Source organism: Methylobacterium sp. WL69, from assembly GCF_008039485.1.
In the GTDB taxonomy this organism is placed as follows: Bacteria; Pseudomonadota; Alphaproteobacteria; order Rhizobiales; family Beijerinckiaceae; genus Methylobacterium.
The window spans coordinates 1-24,274 of record NZ_VRUZ01000065.1 but is presented as its reverse complement, the minus strand read 5'-3'; the positions used below and the strand labels follow the sequence as shown (position 1 = coordinate 24,274).

The window sequence follows — 24,274 nt, the reverse complement described above, 5'->3', positions numbered from 1 at the left end:
CCCCCTGCCCCGCCCGCTCCGCCGGCCGACGCTCCGCCGGCTCCGGCGCCGAAGCCGGCCGAGTAGATCGGCGAATCCCATCACGATCGCGAAGGCCGGGCTCAGTCCCGGCCTTCTTCGTTTCGGGCCCCTGGGAGAGCTGCGCGGACGCGCGCTCTTGTATTGCGCGGAGGCGCATCCTTGCCCTGCGCGGACGCGCACACTCCACTGCGCGGACGCGCACTCTTGGCGCCTCCCCTCCGTCCGTCCTAGAACGGCGGCCTGCTGTCGTCGCACGGACGGCATGCGGGAGGCCCTGGACCAACCGGAAAGACCGCCCCATCGTGATGCGACACGCCCTGATCGGACGATCCTTCGCCCTGTCCCTGGCCGCCGCCCTGGCCCTCGGCGCGATGGCGCCCGCGGCGCGCGCCGCCCCCGATCCGGTGGCACAAGCCCCCTCCGGCGACTGGCGCCACGCCGTCACCCTCATGGGCGAGCCGAAGTACCCGGCCGACTTCAAGCATTTCGAGTACGCCGACCCGGCCGCCCCCAAGGGCGGCCTCGTGCGCCTCGGGGCGCAGGGCGGGTTCGACAACTTCAACATCGTCGTGGCGGGCCGCAAGGGCGACCTCGAGAACGGCATTGCGCAGCTCTACGATACCCTGACGACGGAATCCGCCGACGAGCCGTTCTCGTCCTACGGCCTCGTCGCCGAGGGTTTGCGCCTCGCCGACGACCTCTCGGCCGTGACCTACCGCCTGCGTGAGGGCGCGCGCTGGCACGACGGCAAGCCGATCACCCCCGAGGACGTGGTGTGGTCCTTCACCGTGCAGAAGGAGAACAGCCCGTCGCTCGCCGCCTACTACCACAGCGTGACCAGGGCCGAGGTCACCGGCCCGCGCGAGGTGACCTTCCGCTTCGTTGAGGCCGGCAACCGCGAACTGCCGCAGGTCATCGGCCAGCTGCGGGTGCTGCCGAAGCATTGGTGGACGGGCACGGACGCGCAGGGGCGCCCCCGCGACGTGACGCAGACCACCCTGGAGATGCCGCTGGGCTCCGGTCCCTATCGGCTCGCGAAGTTCGAGCCGGGGCGCAGCGCCACCTACGAGCGGGTGGCCGATTACTGGGGCAAGGATCTGCCCGTGAACGTCGGCCGCAACAATTTCGGCACCATGCGGTTCGAGTATTTTCGCGATTCCACCGTGCAGATCGAGGCCCTGAAGGGCGACCTCTACGACTTCCGGGCCGAGAACGTCGCCCGCAACTGGGCCACGGCCTACGACGAGTTCCCGGCCGTGAAGGAGGGCCGCCTCGTCAAGGAGGAGTTCCCCGATCGCGGCAACGGCAACATGCAGGCCTTCGCCTTCAACACCCGCCGGGCGAAGTTCGCCGATCCGCGCGTGCGCCGGGCCTTCAACCTCGCCATGAACTTCGAGGAGATGAACCGGTCGCTGTTCTTCGGCCTCTACAAGCGCATCGACTCGTACTTCTACGGCTCGGAACTCGCGTCCTCCGGCCTGCCCCAGGGCGACGAACTCGTCATCCTGGAGAGCGTCCGCGACAAGGTCCCGGCCTCCGTCTTCACCACGCCCTACACCAACCCCGTCGCCGGAACGCCGGATGCCGTGCGGACCAACCTGCGCGAGGCCGTGCGCCTCCTGAAGGAGGCCGGCTACGAGCTCCGCGGCGGCCAGATGGTCAACGCCAAGACCGGCGAGCCCCTGACCGTCGAGTTCCTCGAGTTCCAAAGCGTGTTCGAGCGGGTGGTGCTGCCCTTCGCCGCCCAGCTCAAGCTCATCGGCATCCAGAGCAACCTGCGGGTCATCGATCAGGCGCAGTACCAGAACCGCCTGCGCGCCTTCGACTTCGACATCACCACGAGCTCGTGGCCCGAATCCCTCTCGCCCGGCAACGAGCAGCGCGAGTACTGGGGCTCGGCCGCCGCCGACAAGGAGGGCTCGCGCAACCTCATCGGGATCAAGGACGCGGGTATCGACGCCCTGGTGGAGAAGGTCGTCTACGCGAAGGACCGGCCGGGCGTGCTGGCCGCCACCCATGCGCTGGACCGGGTGCTGCTCGCCCACGATTACGTGGTGCCGCAATGGGCCTCCAACGTCTCGCGGACGATCCGCTGGAACCGGTTCGCCCGCCCCAGGATCCTGCCGACCTACGGCAGCTCGGGCTTCCCGACCACGTGGTGGTACGACGAAACCCTCGCCGCCAAGACCGGGGCCCCGCGTTGAGCGGCCCGAGCCGGCGCACCCTCGTCCTCGGGGCCGGGGCCCTCGCCGGCGCCGCCGCCCTGCCGGGGCTCGGCCGGGCCCAAGGGACGGCCCGCCACGGCCTGTCGAGCTTCGGCGAACTCAAGTACCCCGCCGACTTCCGGAGCTTCGACTACGTCAACCCGGAAGCCCCGCGCGGCGGGCGGTTCTCGGCGCAGCTCGCCTCCACCCTGGGCAATCAGGCGAGCGACACCTTCAACACCCTCAACGTCTACGTCCTGCGCGGCGACGGCGCGGCCGGCATGAACCTCACCTTCGATTCCCTCATGGTGCGGGCGCTGGACGAGCCCGACGCCCTCTACGGGCTGCTCGCCCGCTCGGTGGAGGTGTCCGAGGACGGCCTGACCCACCGCTTCGCCCTGCGGCCCCAGGCCCGGTTCCACGACGGCTCCCGGCTCACCGCCCGCGACGTCGCTTTCTCCCTCATGATCCTCAAGGCCAAGGGCCATCCGAGCATCGCCCAGATGCTCGGGGACATGAGCGAGGCCGTCGCCGAGGGCGACGAGACCGTCATGATCCGCTTCGCGTCGGGCCGCAGCCGCGACCTGCCCCTGTTCGTGGCGGGGCTCCCGGTGTTCTCGGCGGCGTACTACGACAAACGCGACTTCGAGGCCTCGTCCCTGGAGGCGCCGCTGGGCTCCGGCCCGTATCAGGTCGGCCGCCTGGAGCCCGGCCGCTTCATCGAGCTGCAGCGCGTGGCCGATTACTGGGCCGCGGACCTGCCGGTGAATGTCGGCCAGAACAACTTCGAGGCGATCCGGTACGAGTATTTTCGCGATCGGCAGGTGGCGTTCGAGGCGTTCAAGAGCGGCGCCTTCACCTTTCGCGAGGAATTCACGTCGCGGGTCTGGGCAACGCTCTACGATTTTCCCGCCGTCACCGAGGGCCGGGTCCGCAAGGAGATCGTGCCCGACGCGCGCCCCTCCGGCACCCAGGGCTGGTTCCTCAACACCCGCCGCGAGGCGTTTCGCGATGCCCGGGTGCGGGAGGCCATCGGCCTGTGCTTCGATTTCGCCTGGTCGAACAAGAACCTGTTCTACGGGGCCTATATCCGCACGGCGTCGTACTTCGAGAATTCCGACCTCAAGGCCACGGGCACGCCCGGCCCCGACGAGCTCGCCCTCCTCGATCCCCTCCGCGCCGACCTCCCGGCGGCGGTGTTCGGCGAGGCCTGGAGCCCCCCGGAGTCCGACGGCTCGGGCCAAGACCGGGCCAACCTCAGCCGCGCCGTGGCGCTGCTGCGCGAGGCCGGCTGCACCCGCGACGGCGGTGTCGTGCGGCTCCCCGGCGGCAAGCCCCTGGAGATCGAGTTCCTCGACAGCGATCCCGTGTTCGAGCCGGTGACGCACCCGTTCATCCGCAACCTCGGCCTCATCGGCATCAAGGCCCGCATGCGGGTGGTCGACGCCTCGCAGTACCAGTCCCGCCTCAAGGATTTCGACTTCGACGTGACCTCCCGGCGCTACGCCAGCGGGATGACGCCGGGCGCCGAGCTGCGCGAGGCCTACGGCTCGGGGAGTGCCACGACGCCCGGCTCCAACAACCTCGCGGGCATCGCCAGTCCGGCCATCGACCGGCTCATCGACAAGGTCGCCAACGCGGCCTCGCGAAAAGACCTCGTCACCGCCTGCCGCGCCCTCGACCGGACCCTGCGGGCCGGGCGCTACTGGGTGCCCATGTGGTACAAGGCCGACCATCGCCTCGCCCTGTGGGACGTCTACGGCCGCCCGGCCAAGGGGCCCGCCTACGACCTCGGCGCGCCCGCCCTGTGGTGGTACGATGCCGCCAAGGCCCGGCGCATCGGCCGAAACTGAGGTCCCCCGCTTGCTCTCCTACATCCTGCGCCGCCTCGCCCTCATGGTGCCGACCATCCTCGGCATCATGCTCATCACCTTCGTCATCGTGCAGTTCGCCCCCGGCGGGCCCGTCGAGCGGGTGCTGGCCCAGCTCCAGGGCCAGGGCGAGGGCAGCCTGTCGCGGGTGACCGGCGGGGCCGGCGACCTCGGCGGGGCGGCCAAGTCCGGGGCCGGCGGCGGCGGCGAGGGCAGCGCGCGCTACCGCGGGGCGCAGGGTCTCGACCCGGCCTTCATCAAGAAGCTCGAACAGCAGTTCGGCTTCGACAAGCCGGCCCCCGAGCGCTTCCTGAAGATGATCTGGGACTACGCCCGGTTCGATTTCGGCAACAGCTATTTTCGCGATGTGTCGGTCCTGCAATTGATCCGCGAGCGGCTGCCGGTGTCGATTTCCCTGGGGCTGTGGATGACGCTGATCTCCTACGCCATCTCGATCCCGCTTGGCATCCGCAAGGCCGTGCGCGACGGCTCGCGCTTCGACCTCTGGACCTCGGGCGTCGTCATCGTCGGCTACGCGATCCCGAGCTTCCTGTTCGGCATCGCCCTGATCATCCTGTTCGCCGGCGGCTCGTTCTTCCAGATCTTCCCCTTGCGCGGCCTCACCAGCGAGAACTTCGACACCTTAAGCCTGTGGGGCAAGGCGGTGGACTACGCCTGGCACATGGCCCTGCCGCTGGCCGCCCTGGTGCTCGGGGCCTTCGCCACCTCGACCCTGCTGACGAAGAACTCGTTCCTCGACGAGATCCGCAAGCAGTACGTGCTCACCGCGCGGATGAAGGGCCTGTCCGAGCGCCGGGTGCTCTACGGGCACGTGTTCCGCAACGCCATGCTCATCGTCATCGCGGGCTTCCCGGCGGCGTTCATCTCGGCCTTCTTCACCGGCTCGCTCCTCATCGAGACGATCTTCTCCCTCGACGGTCTCGGCCTCCTGTCCTTCACCTCCATCGTCGGGCGCGATTATCCGGTGGTGTTCGCGACCCTGTACATCTTCTCCCTCGTGGGGCTCGCGGTGAACCTCCTGTCGGACCTGATCTACACCTGGATCGACCCGCGCATCGATTTCTCGGCCCGGGCCACGTGACCTCCCTGCCGCTCATCCTGCGGACGGAGCATCCCGGGGACGCCGAGGCCATCGGGCGCCTGCATGCCCGCGCCTTCGGGCCGGGGCGCTTCGCCCGCACCGCCTACCGCCTGCGCGAGGGCGCCACGCCGCTCGCCGACCTGTGCTTCACGGCGCTGGTCGGCACCTACCTCGTCGGTTCCGTGCGCCTCGGGCCGGCGGAGGCGCAAGGCCCCCTCCTGGTGCTGGGGCCCCTCACCGTCGATCCGAGCTTCGAGGGCCGCGGCATCGGCGGCGCCCTGATGCGGGCGAGCCTGGACGCCGCCCGCGCCGCCGGCCACGGCCTCGTCGTGCTGGTGGGCGACGCCCCCTATTACCGCCGCTTCGGCTTCAGCCCGGTGCCGCCGGGCCGGCTGATCCCGCCCGGCCCCGTCGATCCCGCCCGCTTCCTGTGGTGCGAACTCGTGCCCGGCGGCGCCGAGACGGTTGCGGGGAACGTGAGCGCGGTGCGCACGCGTTGACCCTCCGCGCGACGGCCGCGCGGGAGTGAACGATGACGGACAGCCCCTCGACGATCCGCCACGAGACCGTGCGCGCCAACGGCATCGACCTTCACGTTGCGCGCTGCGGCCGGGGCCAGCCCCTCGTGCTCCTGCACGGCTGGCCGGAATTCTGGTTGACCTGGGAGCCGGTGATGCAACGGCTCGCCGACCGCTTCGCGCTCATCGTCCCGGATCTGCGGGGCTTCGGCGCCAGCGAGAAGCCCGATCCCGGCCCCTCGGACAAGGCCGGCGCGGACGTCCACGCCGCCGACATTCTGGGACTTCTCGACGTCCTCGGGATCGAACGCGCCGGACTCGTCGGCCACGATGTCGGCGCCTATGTCGGCCAGGCCCTGGGCCGCCGCGCCCCCGAGCGCCTCACCGGCCTGTTCTTCTTCGATTGCCCCTATCCCGGCATCGGCCCGCGCCTGGCGGCGCCCGAGATGCTCGCCGAGATCTGGTACCAGTCGTTTCACGTGAAGCCGTTCGCCGCCGCCCTCGTCGGCACCTCGCGCGAAGCCTGCCGGCTCCATATCGGCCACTTCCTGCGGCACTGGGCCGGCGGCAACCCGGCCGCCTTCGACGACGTGCTCGACGCCTTCACCGACAATTTCATGAGTCCGGGCAACCTCCAGGGCGGCTTCAACTGGTACGTCAGCGCGCAAGGCGGCCGCCTCGCCATGATCGAAGGCAACGCCCCGCCCCAGGCCCCCATCGCCGTGCCGACCTGCATCCGCTGGGGCACCGCCGACCCGCTGTTCCCCTACGCCTGGACCGACCGCCTCGGCGAGACGTTTTCGGACCTCGACCTCGCGCCCCTGGAGGGCGTCGGGCACTTTCCGCATCGGGAGGCCCCGGACCGGGCGGCGGCGGAGATCGCGCGGTTCTTCGCCGGCCGGGGGGCGTGAGGTCGGCCCCCGGCGGGGCGGTCAGGCCGCGTCCCGGAGCGCGTCGAGCTTCGACAGCGCCCGTTCCAGGGCCGCGAAGCACCGCGGGTCGAACGACGTCCCGACTTCGGCCCGCATGATCCCGAGGGCCTTCGGGATCGGCATCGCCGCTCGATAGGGGCGGTTGGCCGTGAGGGCGTCGAACACGTCCGAGACCGAGACGATGCGGGTCTCCATGCAGATGGCCTCACCCGCGAGGCCCCGGGGATAGCCCTTGCCGTCGAGGCGCTCGTGGTGCCCGCCGCCGATGCGCGCCATGTCCCGGAAGGCGATGACCCGGCCGAGGATGTTCTCGGAGAGCGCCGCGTGGTTGCGCATCGCCACCCATTCGGCGTCGTCGAGCTTGCCGTTCTTGTCGAGGATGGCATTGGAGACCCCGAGCTTGCCGATGTCGTGCAGGAGGGCGGCGCGCTTGAGCCAGCGACGGCGCTCGGAATCGAAGCCGAGTTCCTCCGCGATGAGGTCGGCATAGACGGCGACGCGCTCGGAATGGCCGGAGGTGAACGGGCTCTTCGAATCGATGATCTGCGCGAAGGCCCGCGCGATGTCGTCGAGGTAATCCGCATCGACCACGATCTGACGCCGGGCCGGCTCGAGGGCGAACACCGCGTCCTCGACATCGTCCGACGCCAGGACCGTCCAGAACGCCTCCGATCCGGCGACGCGCTCGAAGGCCGCCACCACCTGCGGATCGAACCACGTGCCCGTGCGCGAGCGGATCTCCGCCATGGCCGCGTCGCGGCCGGCCGAGCGGTGGAACACGTCCACGATCTGCGCCAGCAGGGCGATGCGGGCGTAGAGCGGGATCGCCGGGCCTTCGAGCTTGTTGGGCTTGCCCTGCCCGTTCCAGTGCTCGTCAAGGGCCAGGATGCCGCCGCAGACGGCCTCGGGAAACCGCATCTGCCGGGCGATCTCGGCACCGCGCTGGCAGCGGGTCTCGATGAGTTCCTGGGCGATCTCGCCGCCGTTCTGCAGGATGTTGAGGATGGCGCGGAAGCGGTCGGCCAGTCCCGCGTTGAGGCCCGTATGCGAGAACACGAAGCCGAGGACCTGGGGCAGGCGGTCGCTCACGGTCTTGTAGTCGTGCTTGAACGTGAGATCGTCGGCCAGATAGAGCTGGCAGATCCGGGCGGCGTTGGACGAGCAGCCGAGGTCCTTCAGCAGGATCGCGTAGTACAGCTCCCAGAGCTGCAGATCGGGCAGCCCCATGGTCCGGCCGACATGGACGCCGATCCAGCAGGCGCGCACGCAATGGCCCACGGGCTGACCCTCGGTGAGGTCGAGGGCGTGGCTCAGGGCGCCCAGAAGCTCCGAAAGCCGCATGCTGTCCGCCTCGGCCAGGGAGGGCGCGGCGGTGTCGACGAGGGTCGGGGGCATGGGCTCGGTTCGGTCCGGGGCGCATAGGGCGATCGTATACCGTATGCAATCCTCGCCCTTCGCGGAGCTTAACCGCACCGTCCGTCGACGGAACGTCGTTTCCCGTCCCTGACCGCCGGCGTCACGCCGTCCGGCCGCGCCGGCCCTCCACCAGCCACATGGCCAGCACCGCCGCCGCCAGCGCCGCCAGGGCCCACAGGCCGAGGGCCAGGGGATAGACCGCGACGCCGCGGATGTTGGCGCTGTCGCTCGGGCGGAAGCCGATCCAGTCGGCGCCGCTCGCCCGCCCGCCGCGCACGGCCTGGAGGCGCGGCACCACCGTGCCGCCGGCCTCGGCGACGCGGCGGATCGAGCCGCCCGTGGCCTCGGCCAGGGCCTTGAGGCGCTCGGTGTCGCTGAACACGTCGGCGAGTTCGCGCGGGTTCGGCGGGCCGACGCTGACGAAGGCGACGAGGCTGCCCGAGCGCAGGGTGTGCAGCCCGAGCTGATCCGCCTCGAAGGTCGCCGAGAACAGGCCGGGCTCGGCCTGCGCCAGGGTCAGTGTGCGCTCGGTGCCCGTGGGGCCCGTGACGGTGACGGGCTCGACGGTGTCGGCCATGGTCTGGCGCTCGACGCGGACCTCGCGCCCGCGCCCGGTGGTCTGCGCCCGCAGGGCCTCCTCCTCCAGGGCCGGCTCCTTCATGAGCCAATGGCCGAGGCGGCGCAGGAGGTCGAGGTACGGACCGCCCTCCTGGTAGCCCCGCGCCCACAGCCAGGCATGATCCGACAGCAGCAGGGCGACGCGGCCCTTGTCCTCGCGCGACAGGGCCAGCAGCGGCAGGGCGTTCGGCCCCTGCAGGATCGGCTGGATACCGGGCTTCACCTGGGCCGAGACGATGCGCAGCCAGTCGCCCCAGGCCGGCGGCGACGCCTCCGAGCCCGGCAGCGCCCGGGTGACGGGATGGCGGGTGCCGATGCCCGTGAGCCCGGCCTTGTAGGGCTGCTCGACGACGCGGCCGTTGGGCTCGCCCGGCAGGATCGCCGACAGCCGGGTGCGCGACAGACTCGCCTGGCCCGCGAATTCCGGCCCTGCCGCGACAAGGAGCGCCCCGCCCTCGCGGACGTAGCGGACGATGTTGTCAAAATAGGCCTGCGGCAGCACGCTCTGATTGGCGTAGCGGTCGAAGATGATCAGGTCGAAATCCTTGATCTTCTGGACGAACAGCTCCCGCGTCGGAAAGGCGATGAGCGACAGCTCCGAGATCGGCGTGCCGTCCTGCTTCTCCGGCGGCCGGAGGATCGTGAAGTGCACGAGATCGACGTTGGCGTCGGATTTGAGCAGGTTGCGCCAAGTGCGCTCGCCCTGGTGCGGCTCGCCCGAGACCAGCAGCACCCGGAGTTTTTCGCGGATGCCCTCGATGGGCAGCACGGCGCGATTGTTCACGACGGTGAGTTCGCCGGGCAGCGGCTCGACCTCGATCTCGACGACGTTGGGGCCGCCGTGCTCGATCCGCATGGTCAGGGAGAACGGCCGTCCCGTCGGGAAGGTGCGCCGTCCCACTTCCTCGCCGTCCCGGCGCACGGTGACGACGGCGTTGCCGGTGCCGCCGCGCTCCATCACCTCGGCGCGGACCGTGAGATCGCGCCCGACGATGCCGAAGCGCGGCGCCTCGATGAGCCTGATCTGGCGGTCGCGCTCGTCCGGATGGCCGGTGACGAGGACGTGGAGCGGCCCCTTGATGCCGAGGGCCGCCGCGGAGGCCGGGATGTCGTGCACCACGCCGTCGGTGAGCATCACCACCCCGGCCAGCCGCTCGGGCGGCACGTCGGCGAGCGCCTGCGACAGGGCGGTGAACAGCTTGGTGCCGTCGTCGCTGTCCTTGGCGTCGGGCACGTCGACGAAGCGCGGTTCGATCCCCGTGAGCGCACCGAAGCGGCGCTGGAGCTCGGCCCGCACGGCATCGGTCATGGCCGGCCGGTCCCCGAGGCCCTGCGAGCCCGAACGGTCCACCACCACGGCGACGATGTCCTTCACCGGCTCGCGATCCTCCCGGACCAGGGCCGGGTTGGCGATGGCGAGGAGCACCAGGGCCAGCGCCAGGGCGCGCAGGAGGGCCGTCCCGCCCCGCGCCAGGAGCGCCAGCACGGCGAAGACCGCCACGAGGATTCCGAAGCCGACGAGCACCGGCCACGGCACGAGGGGGGTGAAGCTGAGGCTCAGCATCGGCGTGTGGCCTCCCGAGCCATGGTCATGCGGTCGCCCTCTCCAGGGTGCGGGCCACCCACTTGTTCAGGCTGATCCCGGCACGCTTGGCGGCCGAAACGACGGCCCGGTGAAGAACCGGCTCGACGCGGACGACGAACTGCCCCGAATAGGGCTTCTCCGGCTCCTCGCCGCGCTCGACGCAGAAGGCGAGGTAATCGTCGATGCTGTCGGACAAGGCCTGCTTCAACTCATCGACGGATCGCCCCTGGAAGGTGATCACGTCGCGTAAGTTGATCACTTCGCCATGAAACAGATCGGCCTCCTCGTCGTATTCGACGAGGGCCTCGTAACCCTTGCAACGCATCATCGTCATGGCGTCATCTCCGCCTCGGTGAGGAAGCGCCTCACGGATTTCACCGCACCCCTGTCGGTTTCCTTCTGCGGATGCGGTCGATGGAAGACCGCCCGCACACCATTCAGGGCGACCCGCACGCGGGAGCCCCGGCCTTCCTCGATCTGCGGGCCGGAGGCCCTCAGCATGGCTTCGATGTCCGACCAGGCGATGCCGGCCCGAACCGGCTCGGCGAAGATCGCGTCGAGGGTCGCGCGATGCCTGCCGCTCAAGTTCATATAGTATCGCTTTTCGATATCACAAATCGGGGTGATTGCCTCCCCCGGCGTGGTCGCACCCGCCGCCTCACTGACCCAACCGCTCCAGCAGGGCCGGCACGTGGACCTGATCCGCCTTGTAGTTGCCGGTGAGGGTGTAGATCACGAAATTCACCCCGCCGCGAAACGCCATCTCGCGCTGGCGCTCCTCGCCGCCGACGACGGGGTAGAGCGGCTCACCGCGCTTGCCCACGGCCCAGGCGGCGGCGAGATCGTTGCCCGTGATGACGATGGGCGACACCCCGTCCCCGGCCCGCGCCGGGCGACGCTCGGTGCCTTCCGCGGCCGGGGGCAGTGCCTCGACCCAGGTCTGACCGGTGGCGTAGCGGCCGGGGAACGTGTCCACGAGGTAGAACGCCTTGGTCAGCACGTGGTCGGCCGGGATCGGCTCGAGCTCGGGAACCTCGAGGGTGGAGAGCATGGTGCGGAGATACAGGGCCTCCGGGGTCGGCGGTCCGCCGGGGCGGGCGGTGAGGGCGTCGCGGGTGTCGAACAGGACGGTGCCGCCGTTGCGCATGAACGCGTCGATGCGCCGGATCGCAACGGCGCTCGGCTGGGGCCTGCCGGCGACGATGGGCCAGTAGATCAGCGGATAGAACGCGAGCTCGTCCTTGGCCGGGTCGATGCCGATGGGGTCGCCCGGCTCCAGGGCTGTCCGGTTGGCGAGCACCTGTGTCAGGCCGGCGAGGCCGGCGCGGCTCGCCGTGTCCGCCGCCTCGTCGCCGGTGACGACGAAGGCCAGGCGCGTGGCGAGGGCCGAGTCGATGCCGTTCGGCCGCCCGGCCGCCTGGGGTTGGCTCTGGGCCCGCGCCGGCACCGGGACGAGGTTCGGGGCCGCGAGGCACAGCACGACGACGGCGGCCGTGGCGGCGCGGCCGCCGACGCGGCGAAGGAAGCCGCCGAGCCAGAGGCCCGCGAGGGTGTCGAGCAGAAGGAGCATGAGGGCCAGGGTGAAGAGCGTGGCGCGGAGATCGAGGGTCTCGGCGCCGGCGAGCGACCCCGTGCGGGCGGCGGCCAGGGGGGCGAAGTCGAGGGGCTTGAGGCGGTCGGCCGCCGTCAGGGCGTTGACGGCGACGCCGCCATCGGCGGGACCGTAGAAGCCGGGCGGATGCTCGAACGAGCCGCGTTCGGCGTAATCCGCCGGCACGGCGGTGGCGCCGGCCGGCGGCGTGCCGAGGGCCCCGAACCCATCGAGGGTCAGGCGCGGGGCGAGCACGGCGGCGGGGGGACGGGCGACGTCGCCGGCCGGCGCCGCGCCGGTGCCGGCCAGGGCCACCACCCGGCGCAGCATGTCGATGAACAGGCCCGACAGGGGCAGGTTCGACCACGTGGTGTCGGCGGTGACGTGAAACAGGACCACGAGGCCCTGGCCCCGCTTCTGCGCGGTGACGATGGGCGTGCCGTCCTGCAGGGAGGCCCAGGTGCGGCCGGGCAGCTCGCCGTCGGGCTCGGCCAGGATCTGGCGCCGCACCCCGATATCGGCCGGGGAGACGAGGCCGGCGAACGGGCTCTCGGGGGCGAAGGCCGCCAGGGTCTTCGGGCTGTCCCACGACAGGGTGCCGCCGAGGGTCCGGCCGCCCCGGCGCAGGCGCACGGGCACGAGGGGGTCGTTGCCGGCGGCGAGCCGCGGCCCGGCGAAGCGCAGGAGCAGGCCGCCCCCGTCCACGAAGGCTTCGACGCGCTCCAGGGTGGCGGCGTCGAGGGCGCCGACATCGGCCAGCACCAGGACCGAGACCTGCCCATCGAGCATCTGCGCCACGGATTCGGCGACGCCCTTGGCGCCGCGCGGCTCCTGCACGTCGGCGAAGGGCACCAGGGCGCGGGACAGGTAGTGGGTCGGGGCCAGGAGCGGCTGGGCCTGGTCGCTGGTGCCGCCGAAGACGAGGCCGACGCGGCGGCGCTTGCCGCGCTCGTCCACGAGGGTCACGGCGCCGGCCGAGCGCTCGCCGAGGATCTCGAGGCGGCTGATGCCGTTGCGCAGTTCCACCGGCAGGTCGAAGCCGATCTCGGCCTCGGTGGCACCGTCCGCGAAGGCGAAACCCTGCTCAGCGAGTGGCAGGCCCTTCTGATCGAGGGCGCGCACGGTTCCGGCGTCGCGGCCATTGGGCGATGCGCGCAGGGCGTGGGCGGTCAGCCGGCCGCCGGATTCGGCGGCAGACAGGGCGAGGGCCGGCGGACGGTCAGCCCTCAGGATGGTGAGACGGGTGCCGTGCTTGCCGACGAGGTCGGCGAGGCCCCCGGCGAAGGCGTCCTCGCCCGGCCCCGCGACGCCGTCGCTGATCCACAGGGCGGCGGCGCCCGGTGTGCGCTCGAAGAAGGCCGTGAGGGAGGAAAGGTGCGCGCCGCGCGTCGCGAGATGCGGCCGGGGCGCGATGGCGCGCAGGCGTTCGAGCGCGTCGGCGGGCACGCGCGCCTCGATGGGCGCGGCCGGTTCCGCCAGGGCCACCAGGGCCACGGGCCGCCCGTCGCGGGCGGCGGTCTCGACGGCGTCGTCGGCGACCCTCAGGCGCTCGCGCCAGTCGTGGGCGGCGGTGAATCCGTTGTCGATCAGCACCACGAGGGGCGTGCGGCCGGCCTCCCCGCCGAGGCCCGACGGGTTCCAGACCGGGCCGGAGACGGCGAGGATCAGGAAGGCGGCGACGAGCAGGCGCAGGATCAGGAGCCAGGGCGGCGTGCGGGCCGGCGTCTCGCGCCTGGGCAGCAGGTCGGCCATGATCGCCAACGGCGGGAAGTCGATGCGGCGCGGGCGCGGCGGCGTCACCCGCAGGAGAAACCACAGGGCCGGCAGGGCGATGAGCGCGGCGAGCGCCAGGGGCGCGGCGAAGGTCAGGGGCAATCCGAGCACGGTGTCGATCCTCAGCCGGTCCCGCGCGCGGCGGCGACGAGGGTGAGCAGGCGAAGGGCGGCTTCGCTGGCCGGTCGGTCGGTGCGGTGGATGGTGAGGGTCCAGCCCTGGGCGCGGGCGACCTCGGAGAGGCCGGCCCGGTGCTCGGCGATGCGCGCGCGGTAGGCCTCGCCCCAGGCCCCGGCATCGCCGATGGCGAGGCTCCGGCTCGTCTCGGGGTCGTGCAGGACGGCCTGGCCCGAGAACGGGAAGGTTTCCTCCACGGGATCGACGATCATGACGAGGTGACCGTGGGTGCCGTGCGCCGCGATGGTCTCCACGGCGGCGCGCAGCTCGGGCAGGGGCGACAGGAAATCGCTGATCAGGATCGCCTCGTCGAAGCGGCCCGGCGAGGCCCGGGGCGGCGTGTCGCGGGTGAGGCCGGCCCGGTCGCCAACGAGGGCCTGGGCCAGGGTCTCGACGATGCGGCGCGAGGTGACGGCGCGGGTGAGGCCCAGGAGCCCCGTGCGCTCGCCGCCCTCCACCAGGGTGTCGGCGAGGGCGAAGGCCAGGACCAGGGCGCGCTCGACCTTGGGGGCCTGGGCGAGGTGCGAGGCGAAGCCCATGGAGGCGGAGCGGTCGATCCAGAACCAGATGTTGTGGGCCGCCTCCCATTCGCGCTCGCGCACGTAGAGCCGGTCGTCGCGGGCCGAGCGGCGCCAGTCGATGCGCGCGGCGGCCTCGCCGGCGACGAAGGGCCGGAACTGCCAGAAGCTCTCGCCCGGCCCCGCCCGGCGGCGGCCGTGCAGGCCGTGGGCCAGGGTGGTCGAGACGCGGCGCGCCTCGAGGATCAGGCGCGGCATCCGCTCGGCGAGGCTGAGCGCGCTCTCGGTCTCGCGCCGCCCCGGCGACCGGGCTTCGGCGGCGAGCACCCGCGTGGGGGCCATCCGCGTGGGGGCCATGGCCACGCGCTAGAGCTTGGCCGCGAGCCCGGCGATGAGACCCGGAATGGTCTCGCCGTCGGCGCGCGCGGCGAAGCTCAGGGCCATGCGGTGCTTGAGGACGGGTTCGGCCAAAGCCTTCACGTCGGCGATGGAGGGCGCGACGCGGCCCTCGATGAGGGCGCGGGCACGCACCGCCAGGGTCAGGGCCTGGCTGGCGCGGGGGCCGGGTCCCCACAGGAGCTTGCCCTTGAGGGACGGGTCGCCGCCCTCGGGGCGGGCCGAGCGCACGAGGTCGAGGATGGCATCGACCACGGCATCGCCCACGGGCAGGCGGCGCACGAGGCGCTGGGCCGTGAGGAGCTGCTCCGTCGTCATCACCGCCTGGGGCTTGTGGTCGTCGACACCCGTGGTCTCGATGAGGATGCGGCGCTCGGCGGCGCGGTCGGGATAGCCGACGTCGATCTCCAGCAGGAACCGGTCGAGCTGGGCTTCCGGCAGCGGATAGGTGCCCTCCTGCTCGATGGGGTTCTGGGTCGCCAGGACGTGGAAGGGCCGGGGCAGGTCGTGGCGCTCGCCGGCGACGGAAACGAAATGCTCCTGCATCGCCTGCAGCAGGGCCGACTGGGTGCGCGGGCTGGCGCGGTTGATCTCGTCGGCCATGAGGAGCTGGGTGAAGACCGGCCCCTTCACGAACCGGAACGAGCGGTGCCGGTTGGCGTCCTCGTCCAAGATTTCGGTGCCGAGGATGTCCGAGGGCATCAGGTCGGGGGTGAACTGGACCCGGCGGCCGTCGAGGCCGAGCACGGTGCCGAGGGTCTCCACCAGCTTGGTCTTGGCGAGGCCGGGGAGGCCGACGAGCAGGCCGTGGCCGCCGGAGAGGATGGTGATCAGCGAGAGATCGACCACCTGCTCCTGGCCGAAGATGACCTTGTGGACCGCCTCGCGTGCGCCGCCCACGGCCCCGAGACACGCCTCCGCCGTGGCGACGATGCCGTCGTCGAGGGTCGTGGCCGGCTGGGAGCCCTGCGTCATGCGGTGTCGGTCCTCGCGGTCCGCTTCGACGTCTTGAGGTCGATGGCGGGGAAATGGGATCGGCCGGAGGCCGGCCGTGAGCGACAAGTGTGGCGCCGTTTGCGCCACCCTGGCAAGGTCGGCGCGACGACGCAGGCGGCGCCTTGCGTTTGACAGTGCCTTTCCGGCCGCGAATCGGACGCAGGCGCCCATCGCGCCGATTGCGGTCGCGGGCGTTCCCAAGCCGTCCCCAAGCGCTATCTTGATGGGTATGACGCCGTCGCAATCCGATCCGACCATCGACCGCCTGAGCGCCGCCCTCGGTGACCTGCCCCGGCGCGGACCGCCGCCCGTCGAGCAGTGGAACCCACCCTATTGCGGGCCCATCGACATGCGCATCGCCGCCGACGGGACGTGGTTCCACGATGGCGCGCCGATCCGGCGCCCGGCGCTCGTCAAGCTGTTCGCCTCGATCCTGCGGCGCGAGCCCGATGGCCGCGTCGTGCTGGTGACGCCCGTGGAGAGCGTCGGGATCACCGTGGAGGACGCCGCCTTCGTCGCCGTCGAGATGGCGGTGGAGGGGGACGGCGACGGCCGCCGCATCGCGCTCCGCACCAACGTCGACGACCTCGTGGCGGTGGATTCCGATCACGCCCTGCGGTTCGAGGAGGACGAGGCCGGGGGCCTGCGCCCCTACGTCCACGTCCGGCGCGGCCTGTGGGCCCTGGTCACCCGGGCCCTGACCTACGACCTCGTCGCCCTGGCCGAAGAGCGCGACGGCTGGCTCGGCATCGCGGCCGGCGGCACGTTCCACCGGATCGCGCCCAGCGGCGCCGCATGAGCGATGCTGCCGTCGCCGATCTCGTCCGGCGCGCCGCCCGGTATCTCGATGCGGAACCGCCGGGGCCGGGCGACCCGACGGCCAACCCGCGCGGCGACCACGACCTCGACGGCATCGACGTGGTGCCGGAGGGGCCGCACCGGCACGCGGCGGTGCTGGTGCCGGTGGTGCCGCGGCCCGATGGGCTCGGCGTCGTGTTCACCGTCCGCTCGGCGCACCTGCGCGACCATTCCGGCCAAATCGCGTTTCCGGGCGGCAAGATCGACCCCACGGACGCCACGCCCGCCGACGCCGCCCTGCGCGAGGCCCACGAGGAGATCGGCCTCGCGGCCGGCGCGATCCGGACGCTGGGCTACCTCGATCCCTACCTCTCGGCCACGGGATTCCTGGTAACGCCAGTGCTCGGCCTCGTCGATCCGGACGCCACCCTGCGCCTCAACCCCGACGAGGTCGCCGAGACCTTCGAGGCACCCCTGTCCTACCTCTTCGACCCGGGCCGACGCCGGATCGAGAGTGCGATCTGGCGGGGACGCACCCGGCGCTACTATGTGATCGCCTACGGCGCCCATCGGATCTGGGGCGTGACGGCCGGCATCGTGAACAACCTGCACGAGCGCCTGTATCCCTGATCCGGCGCGCCGCGCGCCGGCCCGAATGAGAATGTCATGATCCGCAAGCTCGTCGAGGAAGTCCTGATCTTCCTCCTGCCGTTCCTGCTGTTCGCGGGGTATCTCGCCCTCAGCGGCCGGCATCCCCGGCACCATGCCCATTGGCAGGGCCAAGTCTTCCGCCTGACCCTGGCGGGAATCGTTCTGGTGATCCTGTCCCTCGTGGCGACGGGCCTGTTCGGCGAGCGCCATCGCGGCGGCTACGTGCCCCCGCACATGGAGAACGGCGTGGTGGTGCCGGGCCAGTTCCAGTGAGCGGGCACCGCCTCGATCCCGATGGACCGGGCCGTCTCCTCACGGCGCCCGGCCTCGCCCGGGTGCTGACGGCCCTGAGCGTCCCGGGCGAGCACACCCGCCTCGTCGGCGGCTGCGTCCGCGACGCGCTCCTCGGCCACCCGTCCAACGACATCGATCTCGCCACCACGCTCCTGCCCGAGGCCGTCATCGCCCGCGCCCGTGCCGCCGGCCTGCGCAGCATCCCCACGGGGATTGCGCACGGCACCGTCACGCTCATGGCCGAGGGGGCGACGTTCGAGGTCACCACCCTGCGGGAGGACATCGAGACCGACGGGCGCCACGCCGTGGTCCGCTTCGGCCGCGATTTCGGCCTCGACGCGGCGCGGCGGGATTTCACCATCAACGCCCTCTCGGTCGATGCGAACGGGGAACTGCACGACACGACGGGGGGCTTGGCGGACCTCGCGGCCGGCCGCGTCCGCTTCATCGGCGAGGCCGCGACCCGCATCCGCGAGGATGCCTTACGCATCCTGCGGTTCTTCCGGTTCCAGGCCCGCTACGGCGCCGGGGCGCCCGATCCCGAGGGGCTGGCGGCCTGCATCGGCGCGCGGGCTTCCCTCGATGGCCTGTCGCGCGAGCGGGTGCGGGCGGAATTCCTGAAGCTGCTCCTCGCCCCCGGTGCGGTGCCGGCGGTGACGACCTTGAGCGAGACCGGACTCCTCGGCCGGCTGATCGGCGGCATCGGCGACCTGCGGCGGTTCGAACGGGTGGCGCGGCCGAATTGGGACGAGACCGCACGGTTGGCGGCCCTCGCGGTGTTCTCGGTGGACGACGCCGAGCGGCTGGCCCAGCGGCTGCGCCTGTCGAAGGCGGAGCAGAACGGGCTCGTGGCCTATGCCGGGGCGCTCGTCGCCGTGAAGGACAGGGCCGAGATCGACGGTTTCGGCGTGCGCAGCCTGACGGTGGTGCACGGAGTCCGGGCGCTCGCGCTCGCTTCCGCCGCTCTGGATTACGGCGACAGGGCCCATCTGAACGCGGAGGCCCGCGACCTACTCAGGCGGATGGTGCGGGGCGACGTGCCCGTCCCGGTCTTTCCCCTGACCGGGGGCGACCTCATGGCCCTGGGCATTGCGGCCGGGCCGGAGATCGGGCGGCGGCTCGGCCGCGCCCGGGCGGTCTGGCTCGCCGGAGGCTGTCAGGCCGATGCGGGCACGCGCAAGATTCTGCTCGCCCGCGCCCTGGATTGAGCCTCGGAGCGCCGGTCTCAGAACGCGAGGGCGACCTTGGCATCCTGAAGCTGGACGATCTGGCCGTTGAGCTCGTCCTTCTTGGCGAAGTCCGTCGTCGCGTCGCGCTGGAGCTCGATGGCGGCGATGTCGCGGTCGAGGGATTCCGGCGTGATCTCCTCGAACGGGTTGGCCCGCTCGGCGATGACGGTGACGGAGGTGGGGCCGATATCGGCGAAGCCGCCGCGCACGAGCACGCGCTTGCCGGTGTGGCCCGCCTCGTTGATGACGATGACGCCGACCTTGAGGGCGGTCAGGACGGGGGCGTGCCCCGGCAGGACGGTCATCTCGCCCTCGACGCCGGGCAGCTGCACGGCCTCGATGGGGCCGGAATACACCGTCCGCTCGGGACCGACGAAATCGAACTGGAAGGTGGCCATGACGTCGCGAATCCCGGTTCGGGGTGTCTGTCGTTGAGGGACGGCGCGCGGCCCGGGGCCGTGCGCCGTGGAACGGTTCAGGCCCGGCCGCGACCGGCGACGAAGCCGGCGCCGAGGCCGAGAGCCGCGCCGATGACGGCGAAGATGCCGATATGCTGCATCTGGCCGGTGGTCAGGGAGCCGCCGCCCGTACCGGCCGGCTTGTCCCCCTGAACCTCGAGGCTGAAGTCACCGATCTTGATCTCGGCGGCCTGGGGCCGGGTCAGGTACCCGACGAGGCCGCCGACCACGAGGCCGACGAGGAGAAGTCCGATCCTGGTGTTCAAGATCAGGCCGCCGCTGCGATCTTCTTCGCCTTCTCCTTGGCGTCCTCGATGGTGCCGACCATGTAGAACGCCGCCTCCGGCAGGTCGTCGTAGTCGCCGTTCACGAGGCCCTTGAAGCCCTTGATGGTGTCGGCCAGCGGCACCTGGATGCCCGGCGAGCCGGTGAAGATCTCGGCCACCGAGAACGGCTGCGAGAAGAAGCGCTCGATTTTGCGGGCGCGGGCGACGGTGAGCTTGTCCTCTTCCGAGAGCTCATCCATGCCCAGGATCGCGATGATGTCCTGCAGGGCCTTGTAGCGCTGCAGGGTCTGCTGGACCTGACGGGCGACGGCGTAATGCTCCTCGCCGAGGACGGCGGGGTTGAGCATGCGCGAGGTCGAGTCGAGCGGGTCCACGGCCGGGTAGATGCCCTTCTCGGCGATGGAGCGCGACAGCACGGTCGTGGCGTCCAAGTGGGCGAACGAGGCGGCGGGCGCCGGATCGGTCAGATCGTCCGCCGGCACGTAGATGGCCTGCACCGAGGTGATCGAGCCCTTGGTGGTGGTGGTGATGCGCTCCTGCAGGGCGCCCATGTCGGTGGCGAGCGTCGGCTGGTAGCCCACGGCCGAGGGGATGCGGCCGAGAAGCGCGGACACTTCCGAGCCGGCCTGGGTGAAGCGGAAGATGTTGTCTACGAAGAACAGCACGTCCTGGCCCTGGTCGCGGAAGTCTTCCGCGATGGTGAGGCCGGTCAGGGCGACGCGCGAGCGGGCGCCGGGGGACTCGTTCATCTGGCCGTAGACCAGCGCGCACTTGGAGCCCTCGGCCGAGCCGTTGTTCTCCTTGGGGTCCATGTTGACCTTGGACTCGATCATCTCGTGGTAGAGATCGTTGCCCTCGCGGGTGCGCTCACCGACGCCGGCGAACACCGAGTAGCCGGAGTGCACCTTGGCGATGTTGTTGATGAGCTCCATGATCAGCACGGTCTTGCCGACGCCGGCGCCGCCGAACAGGCCGATCTTGCCGCCCTTGGCGTAGGGGGCCAGAAGATCGACCACCTTGATGCCGGTGACGAGGATCTGCGACTCGGTGGACTGCTCGGCGTAGGACGGCGCCGGCTGGTGGATGGCGCGCAGGGTCTCGGAGACGATAGGTCCGGCCTCGTCGATGGGCTCGCCGATGACGTTCATGATGCGGCCGAGGGTGTTGAAGCCCACGGGGACCTTGATGGCCTCGCCGGTGTCGGTGACTTCCTGCCCGCGCACGAGGCCTTCCGACGTGTCCATGGCGACGCAGCGCACGGTGCTCTCACCGAGCTGCATGGCGACTTCGAGGACGAGGCGGTTGCCGTTGTTCTTGGTCTCGAGGGCGTTCAGGATCTCCGGCAGGTGGCCGTCGAAGTGAACGTCGACCACGGGGCCGATGACCTGGGTGATGCGGCCGACCTTGTTGGAGCCGGCGCCGGGGGTAGCGGTGTTCGCCATGATACGGGTCCTTCGACGATGTTGCGGTCAGGGTGCCGGAGCGGCCTAGAGGGCCTCGGCGCCCGAGATGATTTCGATGAGTTCCTTGGTGATCATGGCCTGACGCGTGCGGTTGTAGATCTGCGTCTGCTTCTTGATCATCTCGCCGGCGTTGCGCGTGGCGGAGTCCATGGCACCCGTGCGGGCGCCCTGCTCGGAGGCGGCGTTCTCGAGGAGGGCCCGGAACACCTGCACCGTGAGATTGCGCGGCAGCAGGGTGTCGAGGATCGCCTCTTCGTTCGGCTCGAACTGCAGGGCGGCGTCGGGGGCGGTGGCGCCGGTCACGGGCAGTTCGGCCGGGATCAGCTTCTGGGCGGTGGGCACCTGCGCGATCACCGAGCGGAAACGCGAGTAGAACAGCGTCGCGACATCGAACTCGCCGGCCTCGAAGCGGGCGATGACGCTGTCGGCGATCTCGGCGGCGAACTCGTAATCCACCGGCCTGTTGCCGCGCAGGTCCCGGTTCTCGACGATCTGATCGCGGTACTGGCGGCGCAGGAGGTCATAGCCCTTCTTGCCCACGGTGACGATCTTCACCGTCTTGCCCTCGGCGGTGAGCCGGCGGATGTGCTCGCGGGCCAGACGCACGATGGACGAATTGAAGCCGCCGCACAGGCCGCGATCGGCCGTGCAGACGATGAGCAGGTGGGTCTTCTCCGCGCCGGTGCCGGACAGGAGCTTCGGACCCTGGACGCCCCCGACGAGGTTCGCGGCGAGGTTGCCGAGCACCTGGGACATCTTCTCGGCGTAGGGACGCGCGCTCTCGGCGGCCATCTGGGCGCGCCGCAGCTTGGCGGCGGCGACCATCTGCATGGCCTTGGTGATCTTCTGCGTCCCCTTCACCGAAGCGATGCGGTTACGCAGATCCTTCAAACTCGCCATGGGTGTCTTCCAGATCCATCCGCTGCGGCTCGAAGAGGGCCCGGCCTTCCGGGCGCCTCGTTCACACTGACGTTCGGCCGGTCCGTGGGGACCGGCCGAGGGTCCTTCAGGCTCAAGCCAGCGACTTGGCCACGCCCTCGACGACGCCCTTGAGCGTCTTGGCGCTGTCGTCCGACAGATCCTTCGAGTCGCGGATCTTGGTCAGCAGGTCGGCGTGCTTGGTGCGCAGGGTCGACAGCAGGGCGTCCTCGAACGGACGGACCTTCGAGACCGGCAGGGCGTCGAGGTAGCCGTTGACGCCGGCATAGATCACCGCGACCTGCTCTTCCATCTTCAGCGGCGAGAACTGCGGCTGCTTCAGGAGCTCGGTGAGGCGCGAGCCGCGGTTCAGGAGCTTCTGGGTCGAGGCGTCGAGGTCCGAGCCGAACTGGGCGAACGCCGCCATCTCGCGGTACTGGGCGAGCTCGCCCTTGATCTTGCCGGCGACCTTCTTCATCGCCTTCGTCTGGGCCGAGGAGCCCACGCGGGAGACCGAGAGGCCGACGTTCACCGCCGGGCGGATGCCCTGGTAGAACAGGTCGGTCTCGAGGAAGATCTGGCCGTCGGTGATGGAGATCACGTTGGTGGGGATGTAGGCCGAGACGTCGTTGGCCTGGGTCTCGATGACCGGGAGCGCGGTCAGCGAGCCGTTGCCGGCGGCGTCGCCCATCTTGGCGGCGCGCTCGAGCAGGCGCGAGTGCAGGTAGAACACGTCGCCGGGATAGGCCTCGCGGCCCGGCGGGCGGCGCAGGAGCAGGGACATCTGGCGGTAGGCCACGGCCTGCTTGGAGAGATCGTCGTACACGATCACGGCGTGCATGCCGTTATCGCGGAAATACTCGCCCATGGCGCAGCCGGCGAACGGCGCGATGAACTGCATCGGCGCGGCGTCCGAGGCGGTGGCGGCGATGACGATGGAGTATTCGAGGGCGCCGTTATCTTCCAGGGACTTCACGAACTGCGCCACGGTGGAGCGCTTCTGGCCGATGGCGACGTAGACGCAGTAGAGCTTGGCGTTCTCGTCGGTGCCGGCATGGGCCGGCTTCTGGTTCAGGATCGTGTCGAGGGCGATGGCGGTCTTGCCGGTCTGGCGATCGCCGATGATGAGTTCGCGCTGGCCGCGGCCGACGGGGATCAGGGCGTCGATGGCCTTGAGGCCCGTGGCCATCGGCTCGTGGACCGATTTCCGCGGGATGATGCCGGGGGCCTTCACGTCGACGCGGCGACGCTCGGTGGTGGCGATGGGGCCCTTGCCGTCGATGGGGTTGCCCAGCGCGTCGACGACGCGGCCGAGCAGCGCCTTGCCGACGGGCACGTCGACGATGGCGCCGGTGCGCTTGACGGTCTGGCCTTCCTTGATGTCGCGATCGGACCCGAAGATCACGATGCCGACGTTGTCCTGCTCGAGGTTGAGGGCCATGCCGCGCACGCCCGACTCGAACTCGACCATCTCGCCGGCCTGGACGCTGTCGAGGCCGTAGGCGCGGGCGATGCCGTCACCCACGGACAGGACCTGGCCCACCTCGGAGACTTCGGCTTCCTGGCCGAAATTCTTGATCTGATCCTTCAGGATCGCGGAGATCTCGGCGGCGCGGATGTCCATCGTCGGGCCTCTTGTCGTTGTCGTTAGGAATGGGTCTGGGACGGGAGCGGAGGAACCCTGGCGGGGTCCTACCGGGCTTCCCGCATGGCAAGGCGAATACCGTTGAGCTTGGTCCGCAGGGACGCGTCGACCATGCGGCTGCCGATCTTGACGACGAGGCCGCCGATCAGGCTCGGGTCGATCCGGAGGTCGAGGTCGATCTCGGCGCGGGCGACGTCGCGCAGGCTGGCCTTGATCTCCTCGATCACCGCATCGGAGGGACGCTCGGCGACGCTGACCTCGGCGCGCACGATGCCCTTCGAGTCCCGCACCAGGACGCGGAAGGCGCGGATCATGTCCGGCAGGGCGAACAGGCGGCGGTTGGCGGCGGCGAGGCGAATGAAGTTCGCGCCGAGGCCCGTGATCTCCGCCTTGTCGAGGATCGCCCCGATGGCGGCCTCCTGCTCGGCACCGGAGAAGACCGGGCTGCGCACGAGGCGGCGGAGATCCGCGCTCTCGTTGAGCAGGGCGCCGAAGCGCTCCAGGCTCTCCGCCACGCCATCGACGGCGCGCTCGTCGCGTGCCAGCTCGAACAAGGCCGACGCGTAGCGCGCCGCCACGCCTGCAACCGGGGAAGCCGCCTCGGAACCGTTCTGCGCCACGCGCCGCTCTCTCTTCAATCCGGCCCTAGGGTTCCGGCCGCCGTGTACCGTGTCCGGCGCAGGCGTGCGAAACCGTCAGGATTGGGAACGTGCCGGTCTGCGCGGGTCATGGAAAAACCCGCCCTTCCGGCGCGGCGAGGGCCTAGCATGCGGGTTGTGGGGGCGCAAGACGAACGGCCACGCTGGCGGGGGA

At 70.9% G+C, this 24,274-nt stretch carries 22 protein-coding genes; 9 read left to right on the top strand and 13 right to left on the bottom strand.

Features of this window, described 5'->3' with window-relative positions:
- The first annotated feature begins 326 nt into the window (after nucleotides 1–326).
- The 5 genes from FV218_RS16230 to FV218_RS16210 are packed head-to-tail and all read left to right on the top strand — an operon-like array spanning nucleotide 327 to nucleotide 6,627.
- On the top strand, nucleotides 327–2,225 hold the full coding sequence (locus FV218_RS16230) for an extracellular solute-binding protein (RefSeq protein ID WP_147710741.1): 1,899 nt from the start codon (nucleotides 327–329) through the stop codon (nucleotides 2,223–2,225).
- Nucleotides 2,222–4,078 (top strand): extracellular solute-binding protein, encoded by a 1,857-nt coding sequence (locus tag FV218_RS16225; protein WP_147710740.1) that lies wholly within the window; start codon nucleotides 2,222–2,224, stop codon nucleotides 4,076–4,078. The genes FV218_RS16230 and FV218_RS16225 overlap by 4 nt, the downstream gene beginning before the upstream one ends.
- Before the next feature lie 10 nt (nucleotides 4,079–4,088).
- Complete coding sequence (locus FV218_RS16220) at nucleotides 4,089–5,198, top strand: microcin C ABC transporter permease YejB (RefSeq protein WP_056092601.1); 1,110 nt, start codon at nucleotides 4,089–4,091, stop codon at nucleotides 5,196–5,198.
- Nucleotides 5,195–5,698 carry an N-acetyltransferase gene (locus FV218_RS16215; protein ID WP_147710739.1) on the top strand — a complete coding sequence of 168 codons (504 nt, stop codon included), beginning with the start codon at nucleotides 5,195–5,197 and terminating at the stop codon, nucleotides 5,696–5,698. Before FV218_RS16220 ends, FV218_RS16215 begins: the two co-directional genes overlap by 4 nt.
- A gap of 32 nt (nucleotides 5,699–5,730) precedes the next feature.
- A complete protein-coding gene (locus FV218_RS16210; protein WP_147710738.1) occupies nucleotides 5,731–6,627 on the top strand; it encodes an alpha/beta hydrolase in 897 nt (298 codons plus the stop codon).
- A 21-nt stretch (nucleotides 6,628–6,648) separates the two neighbouring features.
- Here FV218_RS16210 and FV218_RS16205 read toward each other — a convergent pair whose 3' ends face one another.
- From FV218_RS16205 to FV218_RS16175, 7 genes are all read right to left on the bottom strand, one after another.
- Entirely contained in the window at nucleotides 6,649–8,043 is a 1,395-nt protein-coding gene (locus tag FV218_RS16205) for an HD-GYP domain-containing protein (protein WP_147710737.1), read from the bottom strand.
- 121 nt (nucleotides 8,044–8,164) lie between these two features.
- Nucleotides 8,165–10,246 carry a hypothetical protein gene (locus FV218_RS16200; RefSeq protein ID WP_147710736.1) on the bottom strand — a complete coding sequence of 694 codons (2,082 nt, stop codon included), beginning with the start codon at nucleotides 10,244–10,246 and terminating at the stop codon, nucleotides 8,165–8,167.
- 25 nt (nucleotides 10,247–10,271) lie between these two features.
- Complete coding sequence (locus FV218_RS16195; RefSeq protein WP_147710735.1) at nucleotides 10,272–10,601, bottom strand: type II toxin-antitoxin system HicB family antitoxin; 330 nt, start codon at nucleotides 10,599–10,601, stop codon at nucleotides 10,272–10,274.
- Nucleotides 10,598–10,858, bottom strand: coding sequence for a type II toxin-antitoxin system HicA family toxin (locus FV218_RS16190; protein WP_147710734.1), 261 nt, complete (start codon nucleotides 10,856–10,858; stop codon nucleotides 10,598–10,600). The genes FV218_RS16195 and FV218_RS16190 overlap by 4 nt, the downstream gene beginning before the upstream one ends.
- A gap of 67 nt (nucleotides 10,859–10,925) precedes the next feature.
- Nucleotides 10,926–13,742 carry a DUF4159 domain-containing protein gene (locus tag FV218_RS16185; RefSeq protein WP_147710733.1) on the bottom strand — a complete coding sequence of 939 codons (2,817 nt, stop codon included), beginning with the start codon at nucleotides 13,740–13,742 and terminating at the stop codon, nucleotides 10,926–10,928.
- A gap of 11 nt (nucleotides 13,743–13,753) precedes the next feature.
- Nucleotides 13,754–14,668, bottom strand: a complete 915-nt coding sequence (locus FV218_RS16180) for a DUF58 domain-containing protein (RefSeq protein WP_147710743.1) — start codon at nucleotides 14,666–14,668, stop codon at nucleotides 13,754–13,756.
- 24 nt (nucleotides 14,669–14,692) lie between these two features.
- On the bottom strand, nucleotides 14,693–15,697 hold the full coding sequence (locus tag FV218_RS16175) for a MoxR family ATPase (RefSeq protein WP_056092624.1): 1,005 nt from the start codon (nucleotides 15,695–15,697) through the stop codon (nucleotides 14,693–14,695).
- 250 nt (nucleotides 15,698–15,947) lie between these two features.
- Between FV218_RS16175 and FV218_RS16170 the strand changes: the two genes are divergently transcribed.
- From FV218_RS16170 to FV218_RS16155, 4 genes are read left to right on the top strand one after another with little or no spacing between them, the layout of a single operon-like run.
- Nucleotides 15,948–16,517: a DUF1285 domain-containing protein gene (locus tag FV218_RS16170; protein ID WP_147710742.1), complete on the top strand. Its 570-nt coding sequence runs from the start codon at nucleotides 15,948–15,950 to the stop codon at nucleotides 16,515–16,517.
- The gene (locus FV218_RS16165; protein WP_056092631.1) at nucleotides 16,514–17,146 is read left to right on the top strand and encodes a CoA pyrophosphatase; all 633 of its coding nucleotides are present in this window, start codon (nucleotides 16,514–16,516) and stop codon (nucleotides 17,144–17,146) included. The genes FV218_RS16170 and FV218_RS16165 overlap by 4 nt, the downstream gene beginning before the upstream one ends.
- A gap of 36 nt (nucleotides 17,147–17,182) precedes the next feature.
- Nucleotides 17,183–17,440: a DUF6111 family protein gene (locus FV218_RS16160; protein WP_056092635.1), complete on the top strand. Its 258-nt coding sequence runs from the start codon at nucleotides 17,183–17,185 to the stop codon at nucleotides 17,438–17,440.
- Nucleotides 17,437–18,669 (top strand): CCA tRNA nucleotidyltransferase, encoded by a 1,233-nt coding sequence (locus tag FV218_RS16155; protein ID WP_147710732.1) that lies wholly within the window; start codon nucleotides 17,437–17,439, stop codon nucleotides 18,667–18,669. Before FV218_RS16160 ends, FV218_RS16155 begins: the two co-directional genes overlap by 4 nt.
- A gap of 17 nt (nucleotides 18,670–18,686) precedes the next feature.
- Here the strand turns inward: FV218_RS16155 and atpC are convergent, their stop codons facing one another.
- From atpC to FV218_RS16125, 6 genes are all read right to left on the bottom strand, one after another.
- Entirely contained in the window at nucleotides 18,687–19,088 is a 402-nt protein-coding gene (atpC, locus tag FV218_RS16150; protein ID WP_056092641.1) for an ATP synthase F1 subunit epsilon, read from the bottom strand.
- A 77-nt stretch (nucleotides 19,089–19,165) separates the two neighbouring features.
- On the bottom strand, nucleotides 19,166–19,414 hold the full coding sequence (locus FV218_RS16145; protein WP_056092644.1) for a hypothetical protein: 249 nt from the start codon (nucleotides 19,412–19,414) through the stop codon (nucleotides 19,166–19,168).
- Nucleotides 19,415–19,416: 2 nt separating this feature from the next.
- A complete protein-coding gene (gene atpD, locus FV218_RS16140; RefSeq protein ID WP_056092646.1) occupies nucleotides 19,417–20,877 on the bottom strand; it encodes a F0F1 ATP synthase subunit beta in 1,461 nt (486 codons plus the stop codon).
- Nucleotides 20,878–20,922: 45 nt separating this feature from the next.
- Nucleotides 20,923–21,798: a F0F1 ATP synthase subunit gamma gene (locus FV218_RS16135; RefSeq protein ID WP_056092649.1), complete on the bottom strand. Its 876-nt coding sequence runs from the start codon at nucleotides 21,796–21,798 to the stop codon at nucleotides 20,923–20,925.
- A gap of 112 nt (nucleotides 21,799–21,910) precedes the next feature.
- Nucleotides 21,911–23,440: a F0F1 ATP synthase subunit alpha gene (gene atpA / locus FV218_RS16130; protein WP_056092651.1), complete on the bottom strand. Its 1,530-nt coding sequence runs from the start codon at nucleotides 23,438–23,440 to the stop codon at nucleotides 21,911–21,913.
- Between the two features lie 68 nt (nucleotides 23,441–23,508).
- Nucleotides 23,509–24,081, bottom strand: coding sequence for a F0F1 ATP synthase subunit delta (locus FV218_RS16125; protein ID WP_056092655.1), 573 nt, complete (start codon nucleotides 24,079–24,081; stop codon nucleotides 23,509–23,511).
- Between the last annotated feature and the right edge of the window lie 193 nt (nucleotides 24,082–24,274).

Coding starts and splice junctions, on each gene's coding strand:
- FV218_RS16230 (WP_147710741.1), top strand. CDS start 327: ATGCGACACGCCCTGATCGGACGATCCTTCGCCCTGTCCCTGGCCGCC.
- atpD (WP_056092646.1), bottom strand. CDS start 20,877: ATGGCGAACACCGCTACCCCCGGCGCCGGCTCCAACAAGGTCGGCCGC.
- FV218_RS16210 (WP_147710738.1), top strand. CDS start 5,731: ATGACGGACAGCCCCTCGACGATCCGCCACGAGACCGTGCGCGCCAAC.
- FV218_RS16195 (WP_147710735.1), bottom strand. CDS start 10,601: ATGACGATGATGCGTTGCAAGGGTTACGAGGCCCTCGTCGAATACGAC.
- FV218_RS16205 (WP_147710737.1), bottom strand. CDS start 8,043: ATGCCCCCGACCCTCGTCGACACCGCCGCGCCCTCCCTGGCCGAGGCG.
- FV218_RS16180 (WP_147710743.1), bottom strand. CDS start 14,668: ATGGCCCCCACGCGGGTGCTCGCCGCCGAAGCCCGGTCGCCGGGGCGG.
- FV218_RS16135 (WP_056092649.1), bottom strand. CDS start 21,798: ATGGCGAGTTTGAAGGATCTGCGTAACCGCATCGCTTCGGTGAAGGGG.
- FV218_RS16165 (WP_056092631.1), top strand. CDS start 16,514: ATGAGCGATGCTGCCGTCGCCGATCTCGTCCGGCGCGCCGCCCGGTAT.
- atpC (WP_056092641.1), bottom strand. CDS start 19,088: ATGGCCACCTTCCAGTTCGATTTCGTCGGTCCCGAGCGGACGGTGTAT.
- FV218_RS16170 (WP_147710742.1), top strand. CDS start 15,948: ATGACGCCGTCGCAATCCGATCCGACCATCGACCGCCTGAGCGCCGCC.
- FV218_RS16175 (WP_056092624.1), bottom strand. CDS start 15,697: ATGACGCAGGGCTCCCAGCCGGCCACGACCCTCGACGACGGCATCGTC.
- FV218_RS16190 (WP_147710734.1), bottom strand. CDS start 10,858: ATGAACTTGAGCGGCAGGCATCGCGCGACCCTCGACGCGATCTTCGCC.
- atpA (WP_056092651.1), bottom strand. CDS start 23,440: ATGGACATCCGCGCCGCCGAGATCTCCGCGATCCTGAAGGATCAGATC.
- FV218_RS16160 (WP_056092635.1), top strand. CDS start 17,183: ATGATCCGCAAGCTCGTCGAGGAAGTCCTGATCTTCCTCCTGCCGTTC.
- FV218_RS16200 (WP_147710736.1), bottom strand. CDS start 10,246: ATGCTGAGCCTCAGCTTCACCCCCCTCGTGCCGTGGCCGGTGCTCGTC.